Raw genomic sequence first — 23474 nt, forward strand, 5'->3', positions numbered from 1 at the left:
CAACCTATAGGAAACTCGTATCAAACCGGGGATGAATTTGATGTAAATGCAGTGTTAAATCGTTTGTCAGCGGGATGCGCATACGGCAGGATAGCGCGCCCAATGGAAACACATACACACATCACTACGTTCCGGTGATGACATAACAAGGCAACCCGGACGGTTGTCGCTCGACATTTTGGAGAATTTGAATGGCTATTAGCACACCGATGCTGGTGACATTTCTCGTTTATATTTTTGGCATGATCCTGATAGGGTTTTTGGCATGGCGTTCAACAAAGAACTTTGACGACTACATTCTCGGCGGCCGCAGTTTAGGCCCGATGGTGACCGCGCTGTCTGCGGGCGCATCCGATATGAGCGGCTGGCTGCTGATGGGGTTACCGGGCGCGATTTTCATCTCCGGTATCTCTGAAAGCTGGATTGCCATCGGCCTGACCCTTGGGGCGTGGATCAACTGGAAGCTGGTAGCAGGCCGTCTGCGCGTGCATACCGAAGCGAACAACAATGCCCTGACGCTGCCGGATTACTTCACCGGACGTTTTGAAGATAACAGCCGCATTCTGCGCATTATCTCCGCGGTGGTGATTCTGCTGTTCTTCACCATCTACTGTGCTTCCGGCATCGTGGCGGGCGCGCGTCTGTTTGAGAGCACCTTCGGCATGAGCTATGAAACCGCGCTGTGGGCAGGTGCCGCGGCGACCATTCTCTATACCTTCGTGGGCGGATTCCTGGCGGTAAGCTGGACCGACACCGTGCAGGCGAGCCTGATGATCTTCGCCCTGATCCTGACCCCGGTGATTGTGATTTTCACCGTTGGCGGCTTCGGTGAATCGCTGGAAGTGATCAAGCAGAAGAGCATTGAAAACGTCGACATGCTGAAAGGGCTGAACTTCGTGGCCATCGTCTCTCTGATGGGCTGGGGTCTGGGCTACTTTGGTCAGCCGCACATTCTGGCGCGCTTTATGGCCGCTGACTCTCACCACACGATTGTTCATGCCCGTCGTATCAGTATGACGTGGATGATCCTCTGTCTGGCGGGTGCCTGTGCGGTTGGCTTCTTCGGCATCGCTTACTTCAACAATAACCCGGCGCAGGCAGGTGCAGTAAACCAGAATGCCGAGCGTGTGTTCATCGAACTGGCGGGCATTCTGTTCAACCCGTGGATTGCCGGTATTCTGCTCTCCGCAATTCTGGCGGCGGTGATGTCGACTCTGAGCTGCCAGCTGCTGGTCTGCTCCAGTGCGATTACCGAAGATCTCTACAAAGCTTTCCTGCGTAAAGGTGCGAGCCAGAAAGAGCTGGTATGGGTCGGGCGCTTTATGGTGCTGTTAGTGGCGCTGATTGCCATCGCGCTGGCGGCCAATCCTGATAACCGCGTTCTGGGTCTTGTGAGCTATGCGTGGGCGGGCTTTGGTGCGGCGTTTGGTCCGGTGGTTCTGTTCTCCGTTCTGTGGTCACGCATGACCCGCAACGGCGCGCTGGCGGGGATGATCATCGGAGCGGTGACCGTTATCGTCTGGAAGCAGTTCGCGTGGCTGGGTCTGTACGAAATCATCCCGGGCTTCATCTTCGCCAGCATCGGTATTGTGGTGTTCAGCCTGCTGGGTAAAGCACCGTCTGCCTCCATGCAGAAACGCTTTGCGGAAGCGGACGCGCACTACCACACTGCACCACCGACGAAGCTTCAGGCTGAGTAAAAAAACCTATTCCCTCCTGTAAGCCGGGTAAGCGCTAGCGCGACCCGGCTTTTTTCTTGCCAAAATGCGTAAATTACGTTGATATCGCTGCACTTATAACAATGAGGATAGCGAACAATGACCATCAAAACAGGGCTTATGGCGGCGGCATTATTGATGCTCGCAGGCTGCAACGCACCCGCGCAACACGCGGCAATGGAGACCTGCAAAGCAGATAACCAGATGCAGCAAACCACGCTTTATTTCGGACTGAATCGTCCGGCCGGAGCGCAGATCACCGGCAACGAGTGGCAGCAGTTTGTTGACCAGGACGTGACGCCGCGCTTTCGGGACGGCTTAACGGTGTTTGATGCACGTGGCCAGTGGCTGGGGAATGACGGGAAAGTGGCGCGCGAGCCGAGCAAAGCGTTGATGCTGATCCACGGTAAAGACGCGCAGAGCGAGAAGAATATCGAAGCGTTGCGCGGGATTTATAAATCTCGCTTCGCGCAGGAGTCGGTGATGCGGGTCGATCAGCCGGTGTGCGTGCAGTTTTAAGCAAAATGGCGGGATAGTTTTGTAGGCCCGGTAAGGCGTAGCCGCCACCGGGCACAAACCGCACAAAACTTACAACACTAATCCCGCAAAGCTCGCGGACAGCAGGCTCACCAGCGTCGCGCCGTACACCAGGCGCAGACCAAACCGCGAAACAACGTTCCCCTGCCGCTCGTTCAGGCCCTTGATGGCGCCTGCGACGATACCAATAGACGCGAAGTTAGCGAACGACACCAGGAAGACGGATAAAATGCCCAGCCCGCGCGGTGACATCTGATGGGCAATTTTTTGCAGCTCAATCATCGCCACAAATTCATTTGCCACCAGCTTGGTTGCCATAATACTGCCGGCGTTGAGCGCATCACTCAGCGGAATACCGATGAGCCACGCCAGCGGATAAAACACATAACCTAAAATCTGCTGGAAGCTCATGCCGAATACGCTGGAGAAGAGGGCGTTAACGGCGCTAATAAGCGCGATAAAGCCAATCAGCATCGCCAGAATAATCATCGCTACCTTAAAACCGGCCAGAATATACTCCCCGAGCATTTCGAAGAAGCTCTGGGATTCATGCAGTTTTTCCAGCTTGATATCCGGCTCCGCTTCCGGACGCACCGGATTGATGACGGAGAGAATAATGAAGGTGCTGAACATGTTCAGGATCAGCGCCGCAACAACAAATTTGGCGTCGAGCATGGTCATATAAGCGCCGACAATCGACAGGGAAACGGTCGACATGGCGGTCGCAGCCATGGTGAACAGACGGCGCGAGGAGAGATCCCCCAGCACGCCTTTGTAGGCAATGAAGTTTTCCGACTGGCCGAGGATCAGCGAGCTCACCGCGTTAAACGATTCCAGCTTGCCCATACCGTTCAGTTTTGACAGCAGCGTCCCGATAACCCGAATAAAAATCGGCAGGATCCGCCAGTGCTGGAGAATACCAATCAATGCGGAAATAAAAATAATCGGGCAAAGCACGCCAAGGAAAATGAACGCCAGCCCTTTTTCACCCATTCCGCCAAAGACAAAATTGGTACCTTCGCCAGCAAATTTCAGCAGGGATTCAAAGAAGCCGGAAACGTATTTAATCAGGAATAACCCGCTTTCGGCGTGCAGGAAAAAGAACGCCAGGGCAATCTCAATAACAATCAGCTGTAAAACATAACGAATGCGAATTTTTCGGCGGTCGAAACTCACCAGCCAGGCGAGCGCAAGAATAATCACCAGCGCCAGCAGGAAATGGATAATCTTAAACATGGTTTATTTTCACTTGGTTTTCGAGGCAGATATTTAGCCACAGCGCTGATTAACCGTAAACGGGCATTTTCGTTATAACTTATAAACGTAATGATTACGTTGACAACTATTATCAGGCTTCGCGTTTACAACTCGTCATCAAAACATCCCACATTTCGCTTGTTTTTCTTCTCGACGTAATGATAATCACTATCACAAGAATTTACCTTTCTTTGCATCAGTTGACCGCGATAAACATTTAAGGTGTCGGCATGTTTGTTCCATTTCTCATTATGTTACGTGAAGGGCTCGAAGCGGCTCTGATTGTCAGCCTTATCGCCAGTTATCTGAAGCGAACCCAGCGCGGACGCTGGATTGGCGTCATGTGGATTGGCGTGTTCCTCGCCGCGGCGCTCTGTCTGGGCCTGGGTATCCTGATCAACGAAACCACCGGCGAGTTCCCGCAGAAAGAGCAAGAGCTGTTTGAGGGGATTGTCGCCGTCATTGCGGTGGTGATCCTGACCTGGATGGTGTTCTGGATGCGTAAGGTCTCCCGCAATGTGAAAGTCCAGCTGGAGCAGGCGGTGGATAACGCCCTGCAAAAAGGCAACCATCACGGCTGGGCGCTGATCATGATGGTCTTTTTTGCGGTGGCGCGTGAAGGGCTGGAATCGGTCTTCTTCCTGCTGGCCGCCTTCCAGCAGGACGTAGGCATCTGGCCGCCGCTGGGGGCAGTGCTGGGGCTGGCAACGGCCGTTGTGCTGGGTTTCCTGCTCTACTGGGGCGGTATTCGCCTTAACCTGGGGGCGTTCTTCAAATGGACCAGCCTGTTTATTCTGCTGGTCGCCGCGGGGCTGGCGGCTGGGGCGATCCGCGCCTTTCATGAAGCGGGCCTGTGGAACCACTTCCAGGACGTGGCGTTTGATCTCAGCAATGTCCTCTCCACACACTCTCTGACCGGCACTCTGCTCGAAGGTATCTTCGGTTACCAGGAGACACCGAGCGTGAGCGAAGTGGCGATGTACTTTATTTATCTGGTGCCGGCGCTGGTGTTGTTTGCGATGCCGCCGCGTACCGGCACACAGGCGACGCGCGTCGCGCCGTAATAGTTGATTTAGTTACAACATACTTTTAAAGGGAAGAGTCATGGCAATTCAGTTCCGTCGTAGTGCGTTATGCGCAGGCATTGCCGCGCTGTTCGCTTCCGCATTTTCCGCCTGGGGGGCCGATGTTCCTCAGGTCAAAGTGACCGTCAATGACAAGCAGTGCGAGCCGATGACCCTCACGGTGAACAGCGGTAAAACCCAGTTCATTATTCAGAACCACAGCCAGAAGGCGCTGGAGTGGGAAATCCTGAAAGGGGTGCTGGTCGTCGAAGAGCGTGAAAATATCGCCCCTGGCTTTAGCCAGAAGATGACTGCCAACCTGCAGCCGGGCGAGTATGAAATGACCTGCGGTCTGCTGACCAATCCTAAGGGTAAGCTGATCGTTAAAGGTGAAGCGACGGCGGATGCGGCGAAAGGCGCTGCAGTGCTGAGCCTGGGTGACGCGATTACCGCTTATAAAGCATACGTTACCAAAGAGACGGCAGATCTGGTGGCGGGCACGAAAGCCTTTACCGATGCGGTGAAAGCCGGTGATATCGAAAAAGCCAAATCCCTTTATGCACCAGCTCGTCAGCACTACGAGCGCATCGAGCCGATTGCCGAGCTGTTCTCAGACCTTGATGGCAGCATTGACGCCCGCGAAGACGACTACGAGCAAAAGGCCGCCGATCCGAAATTCACCGGCTTCCACCGTCTGGAGAAAGCCCTGTTTGGCGACAACACTACCAAAGGGATGGAAAAATACGCCGAACAGCTGAACGGCGACGTGCTGGAACTGCAAAAGCGCATCAGCGAGCTGGCCTTCCCGCCTTCAAAAGTGGTGGGCGGCGCGGCGGGTCTGATTGAAGAAGTGGCCGCAAGCAAAATCAGCGGTGAAGAAGATCGCTACAGCCACACCGACCTCTGGGACTTCCAGGCCAACGTCGACGGTGCGCAGAAAATTGTCGATCTGCTGCGTCCTCAGCTGCAGAAAGAGAACAGCGAACTGCTGGCAAAAGTGGATGCCAACTTCAAAAAAGTCGACACCATTCTGGCGAAATACCGTACCAAAGACGGATTTGAAACATACGATAAGCTGACCGACGCCGACCGTAATGCGCTGAAAGGCCCGATTACCGCCCTGGCGGAAGATCTCTCTCTGCTGCGCGGCGTACTGGGTCTGGACTAAGCACGATGAACAAGAATGGTAAGTTCGACGAGGTAGAACCTTCCCGTCGTCGGTTGTTAAAAGGGGTAGGGGCGCTGGGCGGCGCGCTTGCCCTTGCAGGCGGCTGCCCGGTGGCGCATGCGGCGAAACCGCAAAGCGCACCCGGCACGCTGTCCCCCAATGCCCGCATGGAGACGCAGCCTTTTTACGGCGATCATCAGTCGGGCATTCTGACGCCGCAGCAGGCCTCCATGATGCTGGTGGCGTTTGATTCGCTGGCCAGCGATAAAGCCGATCTGGAACGTCTGTTCCGCCTGCTGACGGCACGCATTGCGTTTCTGACCGCAGGTGGACCGGCGCCGGACACGCCTAATCCGCGCCTGCCGCCAATGGACTCCGGTATTCTCGGGGCGTTTATCGCGCCCGATAACCTGACCATTACCGTGTCGGTCGGAGAGTCGCTGTTTGATGGCCGCTACGGCCTGACAAAGCAGAAGCCGAAAGCGCTGCAAAAAATGACGCGTTTTCCAAACGATTCCCTCGACGCGGGGTTGTGTCATGGCGACCTGCTCCTGCAGATTTGCGCCAATACCCAGGACACGGTGATCCACGCCCTGCGCGATATCATCAAGCACACGCCGGATCTGCTCAGCGTGCGCTGGAAGCGGGAAGGGTTTATCTCTGACCACGCTGCGCGCAGTAAAGGGAAAGAGACGCCGGTTAACCTGCTGGGCTTTAAGGACGGCACGGCCAACCCGGACAGCAGCAATGCTGCGCTCATGAAAGAGGTGGTGTGGGTGACGGCGGATCAGGGCGAACCGGCGTGGGCCGTCGGCGGCAGCTACCAGGCGGTGCGCATTATCCAGTTCCATGTGGAGTTCTGGGACCGCACGCCGCTGAAAGAGCAGCAGACCATTTTCGGCCGCGACAAGCAGAGCGGGGCGCCGCTCGGTATGACGCATGAGCATGATGTGCCCGACTATGCCCGCGATCCCAATGGCGATGTGATTGCGCTGGACAGCCATATTCGCCTCGCCAATCCGCGCACCAAAGAGACGCAGTCCAGCCTGATGATGCGTCGTGGCTACAGCTACTCCCTCGGCGTGACCAACGCAGGTCAGCTCGATATGGGGCTGCTGTTCGTCTGCTATCAGCATGACCTTGAAAAGGGCTTCCTGACCGTGCAGAAGCGCTTAAACGGCGAAGCGCTGGAAGAGTATGTAAAACCCATCGGCGGCGGCTACTTCTTTGCCCTGCCTGGCGTGCGCGACCGGAACGCGTATCTCGCGCAAGATCTGATTGAAGCCTGATAATTGTCCCTGCGAGAGTTCGCGGGGACATTTTTTTTTCCTATGACAAACATATTGTTATATTTCTGTAATATTTCTATATAAGACTGAATCCGCTGCAGGAGCAGTCTGAAAAGTTGCAATCAGGTAAAATAAATGTTGCATTTATGATAACTCCTGATGTACTTAAGATAAGACAGCGGTAGTTCCCGGCAGTGATGCTGAATCACTATGGAGATCGCGAATGGTTGCGTCCTGTACTGGACAAGGTAAACATAACAACCGCAGCACCCGGCGCGGAGGCTCAGACTCCGGCAGCGATTTCCTCACCACTAAATTCTCCCCCTCTCCTCAAGAATCTGATTCGACCGACGTGCAGACTGGTGCGCGTAGCCGTTCTGTATCGTCATCTGATAAAGCAAGCAATGGCTTACAAGGAAGCCAACCCTCTGATGTTCGTGCGCATAATCGTGCCGACGCTGGCACGTGTGATGAATACCAACAACTCAAGGTGCTATCCATGGGAAGACAAAAAGCAGTGATCAAAGCTCGTCGCGAGGCAAAACGTGTGCTGAGACGGGACTCACGTAGCCATAAACAGCGTGAAGAAGAATCGGTCACCTCGCTTGTGCAGATGAGTGGCGTAGAAGCAATTGGCATGGCCCGAGACAGCCGTGATCATTCTCCAATTGTGGCGCGCAATGAGGCTCAGGCGCACTACCTGAATGCTATCGAGAGTAAACAGCTCATCTTTGCAACCGGTGAAGCCGGATGCGGGAAAACCTGGATCAGTGCAGCCAAAGCGGCGGAAGCGCTGATCCATAAGGACGTGGAGCGTATTATTGTTACCCGTCCGGTACTGCAAGCGGATGAAGATCTCGGCTTCCTGCCCGGCGATATTTCGGAGAAGTTTGCCCCGTACTTCAGACCCGTCTATGACGTGCTGGTGAAGCGTTTGGGTGCATCCTTTATGCAGTACTGCCTGCGACCAGAGATTGGCAAGGTGGAAATCGCGCCGTTCGCCTATATGCGCGGACGTACATTTGAAAATGCGGTCGTCATTCTTGACGAGGCTCAGAACGTGACCGCTGCGCAAATGAAGATGTTCTTAACGCGCCTCGGGGAGAACGTGACGGTCATCGTTAACGGCGACATTACCCAGTGTGACCTGCCATCCGGCGTGAAATCCGGACTGAGCGACGCGATGTCACGTTTTGAGGAAGATGAGATGATTGGGGTGGTACGCTTCACGAAAGAGGATTGCGTGCGTTCGGCACTGTGTCAGCGGACGTTGCAAGTCTATTCCGACTGAAGGTAAAACATTACCGTTTTACCCTTCTTAAGTAATCCCTTCCCGGCATCCTGCCGGGAAGCTTCTTTTATTCCTGTGCTCTACTCGCGCCTGGTTATCTTTTAATAGATAGCCTGTCGTGCGGAATTCATCATTTCGGTATTCATTTCAGCGGTGGGTTTTTATCACGCCTGGCGAAATGTGATGCGTATTTATAATATCCACAAAATACCCATGAATATCATGATCGCGCTAATTGTTCGTTCAAATTTAAACGTGAATGTTGTCACATAATGTTACTAAGTTGTAAAAATTAAGTTGGTGTATTGAGGGTAATTATCTATGTTTCGTACTGATTCAAACAACATTCTAACAAGAAAATCCCATGGGGAACCGTTTCCCTGGAACATCACGTTGAGGGTCATACATGAACGAACTGGTTGGTGCAATTAACGGTGTTATCTGGAGCCCGGCGTTAATATTCTTATGTCTGGGTGTCGGTCTCTATTTCTCATTACGTAGTCGTTTTTTGCAGTTACGTCATATAAAACATATGATTACCTTGATGTTCCAGGGGCGTCCTACCGATGCAGGGGTATCGTCTTTCCAGGCACTGACGATGACGCTGGCAGGGCGAGTAGGGACCGGAAACATTGCTGGTGTCGCCACCGCAATCACCTTCGGTGGACCGGGCGCACTTTTCTGGATGTGGATGGTGGCGTTTTTGGGTGCCAGCTCAGCGTTTGTGGAATCTACGTTGGGCCAGGTTTATAAAGAAAAAATCAACGGTGAATATCGTGGCGGTCCTGCCTTTTATATCGAAAAAGGATTAGGGGTCAAATGGTATGCATGGTTATTTGCAGTCGTCACCATTTTCTCCTGCGGTTTATTAATGCCAGGGGTTCAAGCAAACTCGATTGGCGCCAGCCTGGAGATAGCTTTTGGGCTTGATCCCAATGTCACGGCGGCGTTACTTGCCGTACTGTTAAGCTTTATTATTTTCGGTGGTGTGAAAAGGATCGCCAGTTTTAGCAGTATGGTCGTTCCGTTTATGGCACTCGGCTATATTATTGTGGCTTGCGTTATTATCGCGATTAATATTACCGAGCTTCCTGGTGTTATTCTGCTGATCTGGAAAAGTGCTTTTGGCTTTGAAGCGGGCTTTGGCGCGATTCTGGGTCAGGCGATTATGTGGGGCGTTAAGCGCGGCGTCTATTCCAACGAAGCGGCACAGGGGACCGGACCGCATGCTTCATCTGCGGCAGCGGTGAGCCATCCGGTGAAACAGGGGCTGGTGCAGGCATTCTCAGTTTATATCGATACGCTGTTTGTCTGCTCCGCGACCGGGTTTATGCTGCTGATCACCGGGCTGTATAATGTTCAGGGCGTCGACGGCGCTGCACTCTATACGGGGATTGCAGGCGTGGCCGCAGGTCCTGGCTATGTTCAGACGGCGATGGAAAGTATGATGCCGGGCTTTGGTAATTACTTTGTTGCCATTGCGCTGTTCTTCTTCGCCTTTACCACCATTATTGCGTACTACTATATCGCCGAAACCAATATCGCCTACATCAACCGTAAAATTCACCGTCCCTGGCTGACATTCCTGCTCAAATTATGTCTGATGGCTTCCACCGTGTACGGGACCGTCCGCACCGCGGATCTGGCGTGGGGACTGGGGGATATTGGGGTTGGGATGATGGCATGGCTTAACATTATTGCCATTGTACTTTTACATAAAAAAGCCTTTGTCAGCCTTAAGGATTATGAAACCCAGAATGCACAGGGACTGGATCCACAGTTTGATCCGGTTCGACTGGGAATTAAAAATGCCGATTACTGGCTGGGAGAGCGTAAGGATGAACCGGCTGCGAATCCGGGGCAAACGACTTCTGTCGTGAGAGAGCAAAGCGCAGGGAAACTGAACAATTAATCGTGACAGCCCGTATTGCAATACGGGCTCAGACTGCTGACAACGTTTCGCCCGGCGGCGCTACGCTTGCACGGGCCTACGGGTTTTGTCGAACCCCGGTCGGGGATTCTCATCCCCCCCGCTGGAGAATATAAAAGAAAAAAGCCCGTACTTTCGTACGAGCTCTCATCTTGAATATGGCGGTGAGGGGGGGATTCGAACCCCCGATACGTTGCCGTATACACACTTTCCAGGCGTGCTCCTTCAGCCACTCGGACACCTCACCATATTGTTTTGCTGCCTGACCGCGTGGGGGGCAACGGGGCGCTACTATAGGGAGTTGCGCTTACACGGTCAAGCAGATTTTCTGTATTCGTGCTTGTTCGGTTAAGCCTTAATCAGCACATGCCGCTGAGGGCTGAATTAACGCTGTGAATCGAGCACTTCGCTGTTTTTAACCACTTCCTGAGCTTTGCTATAGCTTTCGATCAGCAGCTGGTACGCCGGGAAGATATGGGTGTACACCTCAGCCCACTCCGCAGCATCTTCGCGGTTCCAGGTTCGCTGGATCTCAGACGCCACCGCCGCGGTGTCCATCGGTACCACACCGGCCTGCATCACACGCGCGAGGGTGATCTCTTGCGCCATTTTGCTGTAGGTCCCGGAGGCGTCAATTACCGCAAAGACTTTATACCCATCCGCAACCGCGCTGATCGACGGGAAGGCCATGCAGACGCTGGTGATCGTGCCCGCAATGATCAACGTTTTGCGTCCGGTAGCGTTTACCGCCGCCACAAACTCCGGGTTATCCCAGGCGTTGATTTCACCTTTGCGGGCCACGTACTGAGCATGCGGCGCATTGGCGTGGATCTCCGGGATAAGCGGGCCGTTCGGTCCCTGCGGGACTGAAGCGGTGGTGATCACCGGGATCTTCGCCAGAGTGGCGATTTTTGCCAGCGCCGCCGCACGGGCGCGCAGTTCTGGCATCGGCATATCGCCGACGGTCTGGAAAAGCCCGCTCTGGTGGTCGATAAGCAGCATGACCGCATCGTTTACGTCAATGACGGGACGTGTACCGTTGAAGTTTGCAGGGGTAGACATTTTGCGCTCCTTATTACGTTTAGATCTGGCCGAAGCGGCCGGAGTTGAAATCACGAATGGCTTCCGCAATTTCGGTTTTACTGTTCATCACAAATGGGCCATAGCCCACAATCGGTTCATTCAGCGGCTCGCCGGCCATCAGCAGTACTTTTGCGTCGCCGTTTGCTTCCAGATGAAGCTTGTCGCCTTGCTGACTGAATACGATCAGCTGTGCCTCACCCGCTGGCGTGGTGCCGTTCACCGTTACGCTGCCCTCAAGTACCACCAGCGCCGTGCTCCAGCCTTCAGGCTGATTGAGCGTCAGGTGGCTGCCCTGGCGTAGTGTCAGATCCCACACATTCAGCGGTGAGAAGGTATGAGCCGGGCCAGTCACCTCGTCAAAGCGGCCGGCGATGACGCGCAACGTTCCGCTGCTATCCGGCAGCGTGACGACAGGGATATCCGCCTTCGTGATGCTCTGGTAACCGGGCGCTGCCATCTTGTCTTTGGCGGGCAGGTTGACCCACAGCTGCATCATTTTCAGTTCGCCGCCTTTCTGCGAGAACGCGCTGGAGTGGAACTCCTCGTGCAAAATGCCTGCGCCCGCCGTCATCCACTGCACGTCGCCCGGTCCGATGACTCCGCCTTTGCCGCTGGAGTCACGATGTTCCACTTCGCCGGAGTAGACGATGGTGACCGTTTCAAAGCCACGGTGAGGGTGCTCGCCCACGCCACGCTTCGCGCCATCCGCCGGGAAGGTGTAGGGACCGGCATAGTCCAGCAGCAGGAACGGACTGAGTGATTCACCGTGCGTCTGATAGGAAAACATCGAACGAACCGGGAAACCGTCTCCGACCCAATGGGGACGAGGTGCGGTATAGACGCCTGTTACGTTTTTCATGATTAACTCCTGATGTGCTGTCGATGTAATTAGCTTATATTCAGAGCTAATATCCCGGTAGAGAGTGAAAATGACATTCACTGTTCTTATAATGGAACAATGAGGGCGTATGCAGGATCTCAATGATTTCGTGTGGTTTGTGAAAGTGGTGGACCACGGTGGGTTTGCAGCGGCAGGTCGGGCGCTCGATCAGCCTAAATCGAAACTGAGCCGCCGGATTGCGCAACTGGAAGAGCGACTGGGTGTGCGGTTGATACAGCGTACCACGCGGCAGTTTACGGTGACGGAGGTGGGGCAAACGTTCTATCAGCACTGTAAAGCCATGCTGGTCGAGGCTGAAGCGGCGGAGGAGGCGGTGGCTGCCTTACAGGCTGAACCGCGCGGTGTTGTCAGGATAACGTGTCCTGTAACGTTGCTGCACGTTCATGTGGGGCCCATGCTGGCGCGGTTTATGTCGCGTTACCCGGGGATCAATCTTCAGCTGGAGGCCACCAACCGGCGGGTTGACCTGGTAGGTGAAGGCATTGACGTGGCGATCCGCGTTCGTCCGCGTCCGTTTGATGACAGCGATCTGGTGTTAAGGGTGCTGGCTGACAGAGGACACTGCCTGGTGGCGAGCCCGGCGTTGATTGAGCGGATGGGCAACCCGGTGATGCCTGCTGAACTCAGTGACTGGCCGGGTTTAAGTATGGGGGCGGGCAAGCAACTGCATAAATGGGATCTGAGCGGTCCGGAGGGAGCGAAAGCCGAAATCCACTACACGCCGCGCTTTATAACTACCGATATGCTGGCGCTGCGGGAAGCGGCGATGGCGGGCGTAGGCGTGGTGCAGTTGCCGATTTTAATGGTTAAAGATCAGTTGGCGAAAGGGGAATTGGTGCGGGTTCTGGATGCCTGGGAGCCCAGACGGGAAGTGATCCACGCGGTGTATCCTTCGCGGCGCGGTCTACTGCCATCGGTCAGGGCGCTGGTCGATTTTCTAACCGAAGAGTATGCACGGATGGTGGAGGAGTAAATTCTTTGTAGGTCGGGTAAGCGAAGCGCCACCCGACACCATCACCGCAGAGGAAGCAAAGTTCGAATCCCCCCCGCTGGAGAATATAAAAGAAAAAAGCCCGTACTTTCGTACGAGCTCTCATCTTGAATATGGCGGTGAGGGGGGGATTCGAACCCCCGATACGTTGCCGTATACACACTTTCCAGGCGTGCTCCTTCAGCCACTCGGACACCTCACCATATTGTCATCCCGTTGTTGCCGGGACGGGCGCTAATGTAAGGAAAAGCCGAACTGCCGTCAACTCACTTTTTCAGTAATTTAGCGTGTTTAGACAAACTTCAGGCAACCTGATTCCGAAATGTGCGAAAAGCGTCTTTTTTATCAGCAATAACATAGCGCCATAAATTTGTTATGCTGACAATCCATTTGAAAATGAAAACAAAACAGCGCGAAAAAAGGCAGGAATGACTATGGATATACTCTTCTATCACCCCACTTTTGATATGGCTTATTGGATTAAAGCACTGTCGGCAGCACTGCCGGGCGCGCGCGTTCGTGAGTGGAAGCGGGGCGATAACGAACATGCTGACTATGCGCTGGTCTGGCATCCACCCGTTGAGATGCTTCAGGGCCGTAAACTGAAGGCCGTGTTTGCGCTTGGCGCTGGCGTGGATTCCATTCTGAGTAAACTGAAGGCACACCCGGAGATGCTGCCGGAAGATATCCCCCTGTTCCGCCTGGAAGATACCGGTATGGGCCAGCAAATGCAGGAATATGCCGTCAGCCAGGTCCTGCACTGGTTCCGTCGCTTTGATGATTATCAGGCCTTTAAGCAGCAATCCCACTGGGAGCCGCTGCCGGAATATCAACGTGAAGACTTTACCATCGGTATCCTCGGGGCGGGCGTGCTGGGCTCAAAGGTGGCTGAAGCCCTTGCCCCGTGGGGCTTCCCGTTACGCTGCTGGAGCCGTAGCCGTAAAGCGTATCCGGGCGTTGAGAGTTTTGCCGGAACGGATGAACTCCCGGCATTTCTGAAAGGCACACGCGTGCTGATCAACCTGCTGCCGAATACGGCGGAAACGGTGGGGATTATCAACGAAGCCTTGCTCAATCAGCTGGCCGATCGGAGCTACCTGATGAACCTTGCGCGCGGGGTGCATCTGGTGGAGCCCGATCTGCTGAAGGCGCTGGATAGCGGAAAGCTTAAAGGTGCCATGCTGGATGTTTACAGCCGTGAGCCGCTGCCTGAAGAAAGCCCTCTATGGCGACACCCTCGCGTGGCAATGACCCCGCATGTCGCCGCCGTGACGCGACCGGCTGAGGCGGTGGCTTATATCTCGCATACTATCGGTGAAATAGAGAAGGGGAACGCGGTTACCGGTCAGGTCGACCGACAGCGCGGCTACTGAGAGAAACCCGGCGTTGGCCGGGTTTTTGCTAATATTCGCCGCTGATAACTGCTATCCTTTGGAAAAACCGCAGAGGAGAGAAAGATGTATCCCGTTGACCTGCATATGCACACCGTCGCCAGCACCCACGCGTATAGCAACCTCCATGATTATATCGCCCAGGCAAAGCTAAAAGGTATTAAGCTCTTTGCGATAACCGATCACGGCCCGGATATGGCGGATGCGCCGCACTACTGGCATTTTGTGAATATGCGGATCTGGCCACGTCTGGTGGATGGCATTGGGATACTGCGCGGCATTGAGGCGAACATCAAAAACACCGACGGTGAAATCGACTGCACCGGCCCGATGCTGACCTCCTTAGATCTGATCCTTGCCGGTTTCCATGAGCCGGTTTTCCCGCCGCAGGATAAAGAGACCAATACCGCGGCGATGATTGCCACCATTGCCAGCGGCAATGTGCATATCATCAGCCATCCGGGTAATCCTAAATACCCTATTGATATTCAGGCCGTGGCGCAGGCCGCCGCGAAACACCGTGTGGCGCTGGAGATTAACAACTCCTCGTTCGTGCACTCGCGTAAAGGCAGTGAAGCCAACTGTCGCGAAGTGGCAGCCGCCGTGCGTGATGCCGGAGGGATGGTGGCGCTGGGCTCTGATTCGCACACGGCCTTCACGCTGGGGGATTTTGGCGAGTGCATGAAAGTGCTGCAGGACGTCAATTTCCCGGAAGCACAGATCCTGAACGTCACGCCGCGCCGTATGCTCGACTTCCTGGAGTCGCGCGGCATGACGCCCGTTGATGAATTTGCCGACCTTTAATTGAATAACGGAATAACACAATGAATGAATTCTCCATCCTTTGCCGCGTGCTGGGCTCCCTGTATTATCGCCAGCCGCAGGACCCGCTGTTGGTTCCGCTGTTTACGCTCATTCGCGAGGGTAAGCTGGCGCAGAACTGGCCGCTGGAACAGGATGAGTTACTGGAACGTCTGCAGAAAAGCTGTGATATGCAGCAGATCTCAACGGACTACAACGCATTGTTCGTGGGAGAGGAGTGCCGCGTTTCGCCCTACCGTTCTGCCTGGCAGGAAGGGGCGACCGAAGCGGAAGTGCGGGCATTCCTCTCTGAGCGCGGTATGCCGCTGAGCGATACGCCAGCCGATCATATTGGTACTCTGCTGCTGGCGGCCTCCTGGATCGAAGACAACGCGGGTGATGATGAAAATGAAGCCATCGAAATTCTCTTCGAGACGTATTTGCTGCCGTGGGTTGGAACCTTCCTGGGGAAAGTTGAAGCCCACGCCACCTCTCCGTTCTGGAGAACGCTGGCTCCGCTGACGCGCGACGCCATCGCAGCAATGTGGGATGAGCTGGAAGAAGAGAGTGAAGAGTGATTTAAATCACAAAAATTCTGCAACGATACATTTCAACTTGCACGTAATGTGCTTCTGATCTCATTTCCATGGTGCGCATCTGCTAAGATGCGCACCATGAACATATTACTTTGTATTGCAATCACGACGGGCATTCTCTCCGGTATCTGGGGATGGGTGGCGGTGTCTCTTGGTTTATTAAGCTGGGCTGGCTTCCTTGGCTGCACGGCCTATTTCGCCTGCCCGCAGGGAGGGCTGAAAGGGCTCTTTATCTCTGGTTGCACGCTGATGAGCGGCGTTATATGGGCGCTGGTTATCATCAAAGGCAGCGCGCTGGCGCCGCATCTGGAGATCCTGGGCTACGTCATGACGGGGGTCGTTGCCTTCCTGATGTGTATTCAGGCGAAGCATCTGCTGCTGTCGTTTGTACCGGGCACCTTTATGGGGGCGTGCGCGACCTTTGCCGGACAGGGGGAGTGGAAGCTGGTCGTCCCTTCACTGGCGCTGGGGTTGCTGTTTGGCTATGCCATGAAGAACAGCGGTCTCTGGCTGGCGGCGCGACGGGAAAAAACGCAAAACATCACCGCGGTGAGTGAATAAAAAAAGGCGAGATAATCATCTCGCCTTTTTTATGCGCTTCCTGTCAGGATTCCGGAGGCACGGACATATCACGGTATTTCACCAGGATCGGGTTCTGCACGTCTGATTTGTTTTGCAGATCCCACAGCCCGCGATCGATACCATCGTTAATCAGGAAGATCACGCCGGTTTCAATGGCTGACATCAGACACATCATGACCGGTTCATTCGAGGTATAACCAATTTCACCTTCCAGTAAACGCTGGTAGTCGATGAAGCGGAATACCCCCGCCTGGACTTCATAAGACAATATCGTTTTGCTGGTGTTTACCGAGGAGAGCACTTCACCGGTACTGACGTTGACGACACGCAGGTTAACGGCAATTTGGTCGAGCTGATACTGGGTATCCGCGCCAATCCCAAAGTAACGTGCTCCCACACCACCCGATTTAACGTTGCTCTCATAACCGATAATCGAGCCTTCGATCATGACGTTTGCCGCAGCCAGAGACTGCAGAGGCATTCGGTTATTGTCCGCGACGGTGCCATTCTCCTGTGCAGCACGAATAATTTTTCGTTCATTTAACAGGTTCTGTAGCCCCTGGCGTTCCAGCGGTATAAACCAGTGTGAATCCTTGAGTGCGGTAACCAGCATGGCGGTGGCGCTTTGCGGCACTGCCGTGGAGAAGTTACTGGCCGGGTAGGGCTTAAATTGCCCTGTTTCATCCTGAATGTTGTATACCGAGACAAATATTTTGCCCGTTGGAGAAGGCAAATGGGTTAAATCACGATAACTCTGAGCCCGAGGCATTAATGTTGGTTTTGCAGCTTCTTTAGGCGGAGCAGTTAAACAACCGCTCAATAAGCACACTGCAACAAATATCAGGAAGCGCTGCATGATCGTTGTCCTTATTTAGCTATTGTTTAAAAGTCAGTTGAATTGCTTTGTAGGCCAGAAACCTCAATGGTGGAGGTTTTTCCGGTTTTACGATCGGTTACGTTCAACTGAAGTTGTCCGTCTCTGTTGGCGATATCGACAATAAAATCGTTGGTCACCATTCGGCCGGGCTTGCCGGTGTTAATGTTTGTCAGCAATCCCCCTAAAATTTGCGACTGGATAGCCTGGGTGAAGTTATCCAGTGCTGAAGGGGTATCAACGGTAAAGTCCTTATAACTGGGATCTTTATAGGAGTTTTGCGCCTGAGCTTCATTCAGCAGGAACGCACCGTTGTTAGGGTTACCGCCAAAGTTGGGGTTACGGAACTGGAACGTCATATTTCCGCCCCAGCAAAGAGGGGTAATAAGCATTATCGAAACAACTGCATATGCAATACGCATGACAGCCTCCGCATATCGGTTCGCTAGAACTCATCTTTTGCTAAATCGCTGGTGCTTAATAGCGCTTTGTCTATTTGCAGGCGATTAATAGCATCTTCAGTTTGAGCCAGTGCTAAGGCCACGTTTTTATCGAAGTCTGTTTTCGAGGGGAATAAAAACGTTTGATAAATAACGTCCTGATTAGCCGTGATGGTTATCCAGCTTCCCCAACGTGCACTGGGCCGCTCGTTGATTGTTAAATTACCCGTGTAGGTACTGTCCCATTTATCACTGAAGGCCCGGTAAAAACTGTGCCCGATCGATGAGACTGTGTGGTCAGTTAACAATCCGGGAACTTCGACCTCGACAGCCTGCAGGTTCCCTGCAGCGAGCAAGAAACTCGCTGCGGCGATCCAACTCAACGTGCGCTTCATGTGATTAACGCCTGAGGTTATCGTTTGCCCATGAAACAGCCTGAGTTCGATTTTTAACAGCTATCTTCTTGAAAAGATTATAAAGGTGCGTCTTTACCGTATTTTCGCTGATAAATAACGAACGGGCGATTTCAATATTTGAAGCACCAATGCGTAGTTTGTTCAGGATCTCTTTTTCACGGTGCGTGAGCAGCGCGGATTCCGAACTGTTATAGCGGTAGTTACCGGAGTGCGTGATGAGGTAGCTGGCCAGCTTTTGCGAGAAATAACACTCTCCGCGCAATATGCCCTGCAGACCCTCTACCACCCGGCCTTCTTCTTCAGTAACGTAGAACACGCCATTGATATGCGGCCAGCTTTCAATATCTCTGAAAGGGTATTCATCAGGAGTGTTCAATAATAACACGCGGATATTATTGTTTTTCCTGCTTAAGTTATCTTGCCAGTAATGGATAAGCTTCTTATCAGCTTCCATCATATCAAACAGAATGATGCTGCCAGGCGCAATATCATCAAAAGAACGTTGAATATTATGCAATTTCCCGTTCAATGATAAAGATTGCTTTAAATGTTGTAATAAAGCTGTCGCTTGCAGAGAAGGTTTTGTGATCAACAGTAATGTATGACCATGTAAACTATGGACTTCATTATACATGATGAAACCCCACTTATTTTTGGCACCTGACAGCTGCCCTCCTGAAAAGAGGAAGGCACCAGAAGTACTGACAGATGTTGCACTGCTGTGTGTAGAATCAGAACATAACCTCCACAGGGAGGTAAATATAAAACCAATTTCGTACAGCTAATTTCAATCTAGCTTTTACGAAGTTTAAAGCAAGTGTTAATCATGTAACAAGATGTAAAAATCAATATTAATTTGTGAATATTGGCTGTTTTGAATGTTGTTATTTGATATGAAAGTTGTACATATAAATAGGCGTGCACAGATTTTAAAAATCATACAAATTTTATTAACTGGTTGATTTTATGTCTTAATTTTTATTTTGGAGACGTTAAGCTTTGGTATGAGTAACTGATACTTTCTAAGCCATAATGTTCTCCTCTCTCTGGCTTAAGAAAACACGTCCTGTGTCACGTGATGAACAAAATGCCATCCTGCCGTTACGCTTAAACAACGCGGAGGGAAGCGTGGGCAGGCTTGTCGTCGTTGTACGACACAACGCGCATAAATATTCTATAAAAATTAAACCAGCCTGTGTAATGTGTATTTTTTCTGCAAATTACGACTTTGTGGTGACCTGATAAATAAAAATAAGCCACGCGGGTGAGATATTTAAAATGTTTCAGCGGACATACTCTTCACCGTAACGACGCGTTAACAAAAAAACGAGTCGTTTAACACGAAATACGAACAGGGTGTTTTCAGGTAGCCGGGTCCAGGGTGACAACATGAAAAACACATCGTTATTTTTGATGTTTACATTACTGGGTCTGCCTGGATTTGTAACCGCGGCTAATACTGATTTGGCGAATGCTGAATATAATTTTGCGGTTAATGAATTAAGTCGTTCATCATTAAATCAGGCAGCCATTATTGGTCAACAGGGCGTATTTAATGACGCTCAGATTCGCCAGGAAGGGTCGAAACTCTTGTCAGTCGTTTCCCAGGATGGTGCAGGCAACAGAGCGAGAGTTGATCAATCAGGGACTTACAATATTGCCTGGATCGATCAGAGCGGTAACGGGAACGATGCAGGTATTACGCAAGATGGATATGGTAACAGTGCAAAAATTATCCAGAAAGGGTCGGGTAATAGAGCAAATATTACGCAGTACGGTACGCAGAAAACCGCAGTTGTAGTGCAGAAACAGTCGCAGATGGCAATTCGCGTTATTCAACGCTAGTTATTTCGCGACGACTTTAATCAATCCGATGGGGGTTTACCATGAAATTTATCAAAGTGGCAGCACTTGCAGCAATCGTAGTTTCTGGTAGTGCTATGGCTGGTATGATTAACCAGGGCGGATGGGGTCATGGACATGGTCATGGCGGATACGGTGGCCCAAATTCAACCCTGAATATTTACCAGAATGGTGGCGGTAACTCCGCGCTGGCCCTGCAGACTGATGCCAGAAATTCAGTTCTGAATATTAGCCAGACCGGTGGCGGTAACGGCGCTGACGTTGGCCAGGGGTCTGACGACAGTAGCATTAACCTGACCCAGAACGGATTTGGCAACAGTGCGACACTTGATCAGTGGAACAGTAAAGATTCCGTGATGAATGTCAGCCAGTACGGTGGCCTTAACGGCGCACTGGTAGACCAGACGGCGTCTAACTCCACCGTCAACGTTACCCAGATTGGCTTTGGTAACCACGCGACAGCTCATCAGTACTGATACTGACATCTGTGCTACAAAAAACAGGGCTGATGCCCTGTTTTTTTTCGGGAGTTAATTATGAATACCTTAATTCTCCTCGCCGCGCTGTCGAGCCAGATAACCTTTCAAACCTCACAGCAGGGCAATATGACCACCATTATTCCGCAGGTCACGTTGACGGAATCGTGTGATTGTCAGGTCCAGATTGTTTCTTTGCGCGAAGGGCAGAGTGGACAAAGTTCATCCCGCCAGCAAAACACACTTTTTATCCCCGCTAATCAGGCGATTGATTTAATGCGCTTGAGTTTAAATATCTCTGCGGGAGACACGGTAACGATCGTGGTAACCGTCACTGATGGAAAAGCACTTCATTTATCACAACAGTGGTCGCCTGGAGGGCGCGCGCTCTAATCATTCATAATATCAATATGTTGCGAAGGTGGCGGGTCTGTGCCGTTGAGCTATGCTGTTATCAGGAACTGTGTCGTAATGTTCCGTAACGTGACACTTCGGTAACATAATGAAGCGCGTTTGCCCCTCATGGACGATTTTCATTGAGGAGTACCTATCGTGACCCACAATTTTGCACATCTTATTTCAGGTTTGGGCCTGCTCGTTTCTGCCTTTATCGTTCCTGCGCATTCGGCCACTTTTGCGGAAGGGGGCGTCATTCACTTTCGCGGTGCAATCGTTGCTGACCCGTGTGAAGTTACGCAGCAACATCGGCAGCTGGCGGTATCGTGCCCGGATAAAAACCGTATGCAAACCCGTATGGTCAGTTACGACGATGCGCTGAACGGCATGACGACACCTTCCAGCCTGGCGACAGTGGATATGAAATACCTTAATCCTGAAAAAACGCTCGCAGTGGTTCAGATCCAGTACCGCTAATTCGTGTTTTACCGCCGATCGTTTTTCTCAATAACCCCTCTGCGATACACTTAAGAAAAAGGCGGGTAGCAGAGGGCTTTTATGAAACCGCAAATTGAAGTGATTCATGGCGATATTACGACCCAGCATGTCGATGTCATCGTCAATGCGGCCAATCCTTCCCTGATGGGGGGAGGCGGGGTTGACGGTGCTATTCACCGCGCTGCCGGACCGCAGCTGCTGGAAGCCTGTAAAATCGTGCGTCAGCAACAGGGCGAATGCCCGCCGGGCCATGCGGTGATTACGCTTGCGGGCAACCTTCCGGCCAAAGCGGTGATTCACGCCGTTGGCCCAGTATGGCAGGGCGGCGACCACCATGAAGCGAGTCTGCTGGAAGAGGCATACCGAAACTGTCTACGGCTTGCCGCCGACAACGGCTACAAAACGATGGCGTTTCCGGCAATTAGTACCGGCGTGTATGGTTATCCCAAGGCGGCAGCGGCGACCATCGCGGTAGAAACCGTTTACCGCTACCTGTCGCTGAAACCGCTGCCAGAGAAGGTGACCTTTGTCTGTTTTGATGAAGACACCCTGCATCTGTATCAGCGGTTGTTGGCGCAGCGCAGACAAGCGCTGGAGAGTTGAAACAAACGTGGCGCACCGTCAGTGCGCCACGCTGCTCAGGCAGTTTTCGTCTGGGGTTTGCCTGAAAACAGGAAACGCAGGAGAGGGATCCGCAGATGGATCTCGTAGAGCACGATCGCCACGCCCACCACAAACACCAGTCCGGTAAAGAAGCCCAGCGTGTTAGAGGCGATATGCGGCGTGATGTAAGCCCCGAAGAACAGCGTCAACGGGTGATGCACCAGATAGATAAACAGTGAAGCATTGACGAAGTAGGTCACGCGGCTGGACTTAAAGTTCAGCAAGCGGTGGCCGAGTGCGAACACCACATTCACCATCCACAAGCCCAGCAGCATAGTGATCACGCTTTCCGTTTCATACATCCAGGCGTCGCCGCTACCGTAGCGCTGGTTCAGCAGATAGGCCGCAAACGCGAAGGCGGCACCCACTGCGCACCACGGTGACGGTGTGGTAAACAAGGCTTTAAGCTTCGGATAAATAAACGCCAGTGCGCCAATTAAAAAGAACGGAATGTAGAACAGCGACTGCATCACCACAAAATTAAACAACCCGTCGCTCAGTATCGGTGGGTAGACGATAAACAGAGTGCGTCTCACGGCGGCATAAGCAACGCCAAGCAGCAAAAAGAGCACCGACAGTTTGCCCAGCGTGACGTTGGCGAAGAAGGCGTCAGCGGTCGTGCTTAAATGACGGCGCAGACGGCTAAAGATCACCAGGCTGACCGTGGTCAGTACCACCAGTACCAGCAGGAACCAGAGGTGAGACACCAGTTCCCAGACCAGCGTATTGTACTTTTCATACAGCGTAAGATTCGGCCAGTTCTCTGCTTTGCCTTTAACATACTGCAGCATAATGAACTGCGGCAGCGTCAGCAGCGGGATGGCGGTCAACATAGGAATACCCACGCGCTCTACGCGGACTTTCCACCAGCGCTTCAGCGGATAGCGTAAAAAAAGCATGTAGGAGAAATAGCCTGAAATGACAAAAAACACCTGCATACGGAAGGCGTGAATAAAGTCATTAAACAGCGTGAGCCACCAGGAGGGCATCTGGCTATTAACATGCCACGTGTGGCTGGAGTAAATCAGTGAAATGTGAAAGGGGATCCCCAATAGCATCAGCCATGCCCGGATCGAGTCGAGGAAATATTCACGTTCTGTTGGTGATGTGCTCATATAACTTTGTGCATTCTCAGACTTTTCGTCTTATCCCTAAGACTCATAATGGTTACATTCGACGCCAACCCTACACCAAGACCGACACACTGTCTCCAGGATAAGCACGCAAAGTGAATCGCGGGTTCTTTCAT

Annotated in this window: 25 protein-coding genes and 2 tRNA genes; 17 read left to right on the forward strand and 10 right to left on the reverse strand. The window is 52.6% G+C overall.

Annotated elements, in window-relative coordinates:
• Positions 1 to 191 precede the first annotated feature (191 nt).
• Together putP and ABFI50_RS17180 are read left to right on the forward strand one after the other, a co-directional pair.
• The gene (gene putP / locus ABFI50_RS17175; protein ID WP_045281259.1) at positions 192 to 1700 is read left to right on the forward strand and encodes a sodium/proline symporter PutP; all 1509 of its coding nucleotides are present in this window, start codon (positions 192 to 194) and stop codon (positions 1698 to 1700) included.
• A 117-nt stretch (positions 1701 to 1817) separates the two neighbouring features.
• Positions 1818 to 2237, forward strand: a complete 420-nt coding sequence (locus ABFI50_RS17180) for a DUF3574 domain-containing protein (protein ID WP_014883316.1) — start codon at positions 1818 to 1820, stop codon at positions 2235 to 2237.
• A 69-nt stretch (positions 2238 to 2306) separates the two neighbouring features.
• Here ABFI50_RS17180 and ABFI50_RS17185 read toward each other — a convergent pair whose 3' ends face one another.
• On the reverse strand, positions 2307 to 3491 hold the full coding sequence (locus ABFI50_RS17185) for a nucleoside transporter C-terminal domain-containing protein (RefSeq protein WP_014883317.1): 1185 nt from the start codon (positions 3489 to 3491) through the stop codon (positions 2307 to 2309).
• Positions 3492 to 3742: 251 nt separating this feature from the next.
• Here ABFI50_RS17185 and efeU point away from each other — a divergent pair, with 251 nt between their 5' ends.
• From efeU to ABFI50_RS17210, 5 genes are all read left to right on the forward strand, one after another.
• Positions 3743 to 4576, forward strand: coding sequence for an iron uptake transporter permease EfeU (gene efeU, locus ABFI50_RS17190; protein WP_014883318.1), 834 nt, complete (start codon positions 3743 to 3745; stop codon positions 4574 to 4576).
• 40 nt (positions 4577 to 4616) lie between these two features.
• A complete protein-coding gene (gene efeO / locus ABFI50_RS17195; protein WP_347484624.1) occupies positions 4617 to 5744 on the forward strand; it encodes an iron uptake system protein EfeO in 1128 nt (375 codons plus the stop codon).
• Positions 5745 to 5749: 5 nt separating this feature from the next.
• Positions 5750 to 7033, forward strand: a complete 1284-nt coding sequence (gene efeB, locus ABFI50_RS17200; protein ID WP_014883320.1) for an iron uptake transporter deferrochelatase/peroxidase subunit — start codon at positions 5750 to 5752, stop codon at positions 7031 to 7033.
• Positions 7034 to 7532: 499 nt separating this feature from the next.
• The gene (gene phoH / locus ABFI50_RS17205; RefSeq protein WP_014883322.1) at positions 7533 to 8324 is read left to right on the forward strand and encodes a phosphate starvation-inducible protein PhoH; all 792 of its coding nucleotides are present in this window, start codon (positions 7533 to 7535) and stop codon (positions 8322 to 8324) included.
• 406 nt (positions 8325 to 8730) lie between these two features.
• Complete coding sequence (locus ABFI50_RS17210) at positions 8731 to 10236, forward strand: alanine/glycine:cation symporter family protein (protein ID WP_023332665.1); 1506 nt, start codon at positions 8731 to 8733, stop codon at positions 10234 to 10236.
• 177 nt (positions 10237 to 10413) lie between these two features.
• Here the strand turns inward: ABFI50_RS17210 and ABFI50_RS17215 are convergent.
• From ABFI50_RS17215 to ABFI50_RS17225, 3 genes are all read right to left on the reverse strand, one after another.
• Positions 10414 to 10501 (reverse strand) — tRNA-Ser (locus ABFI50_RS17215).
• 137 nt (positions 10502 to 10638) lie between these two features.
• Positions 10639 to 11316, reverse strand: coding sequence for an isochorismatase family protein (locus ABFI50_RS17220; RefSeq protein ID WP_058689774.1), 678 nt, complete (start codon positions 11314 to 11316; stop codon positions 10639 to 10641).
• 19 nt (positions 11317 to 11335) lie between these two features.
• Entirely contained in the window at positions 11336 to 12196 is an 861-nt protein-coding gene (locus ABFI50_RS17225; RefSeq protein ID WP_023337078.1) for a pirin family protein, read from the reverse strand.
• A 109-nt stretch (positions 12197 to 12305) separates the two neighbouring features.
• Here ABFI50_RS17225 and ABFI50_RS17230 point away from each other — a divergent pair, with 109 nt between their 5' ends.
• Positions 12306 to 13211 carry a LysR family transcriptional regulator gene (locus ABFI50_RS17230; protein WP_032628841.1) on the forward strand — a complete coding sequence of 302 codons (906 nt, stop codon included), beginning with the start codon at positions 12306 to 12308 and terminating at the stop codon, positions 13209 to 13211.
• A 132-nt stretch (positions 13212 to 13343) separates the two neighbouring features.
• Here ABFI50_RS17230 and ABFI50_RS17235 read toward each other — a convergent pair.
• A tRNA-Ser gene (locus ABFI50_RS17235) sits at positions 13344 to 13431 on the reverse strand.
• Positions 13432 to 13663: 232 nt separating this feature from the next.
• Between ABFI50_RS17235 and ghrA the strand changes: the two genes are divergently transcribed.
• The 4 genes from ghrA (at position 13664) to ABFI50_RS17255 (ending at position 16578) form a co-directional block, all read left to right on the forward strand.
• Entirely contained in the window at positions 13664 to 14602 is a 939-nt protein-coding gene (ghrA, locus tag ABFI50_RS17240) for a glyoxylate/hydroxypyruvate reductase GhrA (protein WP_087529507.1), read from the forward strand.
• Positions 14603 to 14686: 84 nt separating this feature from the next.
• Positions 14687 to 15424: a phosphatase gene (locus tag ABFI50_RS17245; RefSeq protein ID WP_014883328.1), complete on the forward strand. Its 738-nt coding sequence runs from the start codon at positions 14687 to 14689 to the stop codon at positions 15422 to 15424.
• A 20-nt stretch (positions 15425 to 15444) separates the two neighbouring features.
• The gene (locus ABFI50_RS17250) at positions 15445 to 15999 is read left to right on the forward strand and encodes a molecular chaperone (protein ID WP_023332670.1); all 555 of its coding nucleotides are present in this window, start codon (positions 15445 to 15447) and stop codon (positions 15997 to 15999) included.
• A gap of 96 nt (positions 16000 to 16095) precedes the next feature.
• Entirely contained in the window at positions 16096 to 16578 is a 483-nt protein-coding gene (locus ABFI50_RS17255; RefSeq protein WP_074170090.1) for a DUF1097 domain-containing protein, read from the forward strand.
• A 43-nt stretch (positions 16579 to 16621) separates the two neighbouring features.
• On the opposite strand, the gene csgG is transcribed toward ABFI50_RS17255, so the two are convergent.
• From csgG to csgD, 4 genes are read right to left on the reverse strand one after another with little or no spacing between them, the layout of a single operon-like run.
• Positions 16622 to 17455 (reverse strand): curli production assembly/transport protein CsgG, encoded by an 834-nt coding sequence (gene csgG, locus ABFI50_RS17260; RefSeq protein WP_014883331.1) that lies wholly within the window; start codon positions 17453 to 17455, stop codon positions 16622 to 16624.
• Positions 17456 to 17481: 26 nt separating this feature from the next.
• Positions 17482 to 17895 (reverse strand): curli production assembly/transport protein CsgF, encoded by a 414-nt coding sequence (csgF, locus tag ABFI50_RS17265; RefSeq protein ID WP_014883332.1) that lies wholly within the window; start codon positions 17893 to 17895, stop codon positions 17482 to 17484.
• Between the two features lie 23 nt (positions 17896 to 17918).
• Positions 17919 to 18308: a curli production assembly/transport protein CsgE gene (gene csgE / locus ABFI50_RS17270; RefSeq protein WP_014883333.1), complete on the reverse strand. Its 390-nt coding sequence runs from the start codon at positions 18306 to 18308 to the stop codon at positions 17919 to 17921.
• A gap of 4 nt (positions 18309 to 18312) precedes the next feature.
• On the reverse strand, positions 18313 to 18963 hold the full coding sequence (gene csgD / locus ABFI50_RS17275) for a biofilm master transcriptional regulator CsgD (RefSeq protein WP_014883334.1): 651 nt from the start codon (positions 18961 to 18963) through the stop codon (positions 18313 to 18315).
• A 755-nt stretch (positions 18964 to 19718) separates the two neighbouring features.
• On the opposite strand from csgD, the gene csgB reads away from it, so the two are divergent.
• The 5 genes from csgB (at position 19719) to ymdB (ending at position 22165) form a co-directional block, all read left to right on the forward strand.
• Complete coding sequence (gene csgB, locus ABFI50_RS17280; RefSeq protein ID WP_347484631.1) at positions 19719 to 20174, forward strand: curli minor subunit CsgB; 456 nt, start codon at positions 19719 to 19721, stop codon at positions 20172 to 20174.
• 41 nt (positions 20175 to 20215) lie between these two features.
• Complete coding sequence (csgA, locus tag ABFI50_RS17285) at positions 20216 to 20668, forward strand: curli major subunit CsgA (protein ID WP_014883336.1); 453 nt, start codon at positions 20216 to 20218, stop codon at positions 20666 to 20668.
• Between the two features lie 60 nt (positions 20669 to 20728).
• Positions 20729 to 21061: a curli assembly chaperone CsgC gene (csgC, locus tag ABFI50_RS17290; RefSeq protein ID WP_023337081.1), complete on the forward strand. Its 333-nt coding sequence runs from the start codon at positions 20729 to 20731 to the stop codon at positions 21059 to 21061.
• Positions 21062 to 21220: 159 nt separating this feature from the next.
• A complete protein-coding gene (locus tag ABFI50_RS17295) occupies positions 21221 to 21541 on the forward strand; it encodes a hypothetical protein (protein ID WP_014883338.1) in 321 nt (106 codons plus the stop codon).
• 81 nt (positions 21542 to 21622) lie between these two features.
• Positions 21623 to 22165 carry an O-acetyl-ADP-ribose deacetylase gene (ymdB, locus tag ABFI50_RS17300; protein WP_014883339.1) on the forward strand — a complete coding sequence of 181 codons (543 nt, stop codon included), beginning with the start codon at positions 21623 to 21625 and terminating at the stop codon, positions 22163 to 22165.
• 35 nt (positions 22166 to 22200) lie between these two features.
• Here the strand turns inward: ymdB and mdoC are convergent, their stop codons facing one another.
• Positions 22201 to 23340 (reverse strand): glucans biosynthesis protein MdoC, encoded by a 1140-nt coding sequence (mdoC, locus tag ABFI50_RS17305; protein ID WP_023337083.1) that lies wholly within the window; start codon positions 23338 to 23340, stop codon positions 22201 to 22203.
• Positions 23341 to 23474 lie beyond the last annotated feature (134 nt).

The sequence above is a fragment of the Enterobacter sp. HNDS-6 genome (assembly GCF_039850505.1).
GTDB classification, from domain to species: domain Bacteria; phylum Pseudomonadota; class Gammaproteobacteria; order Enterobacterales; family Enterobacteriaceae; genus Enterobacter; species Enterobacter kobei.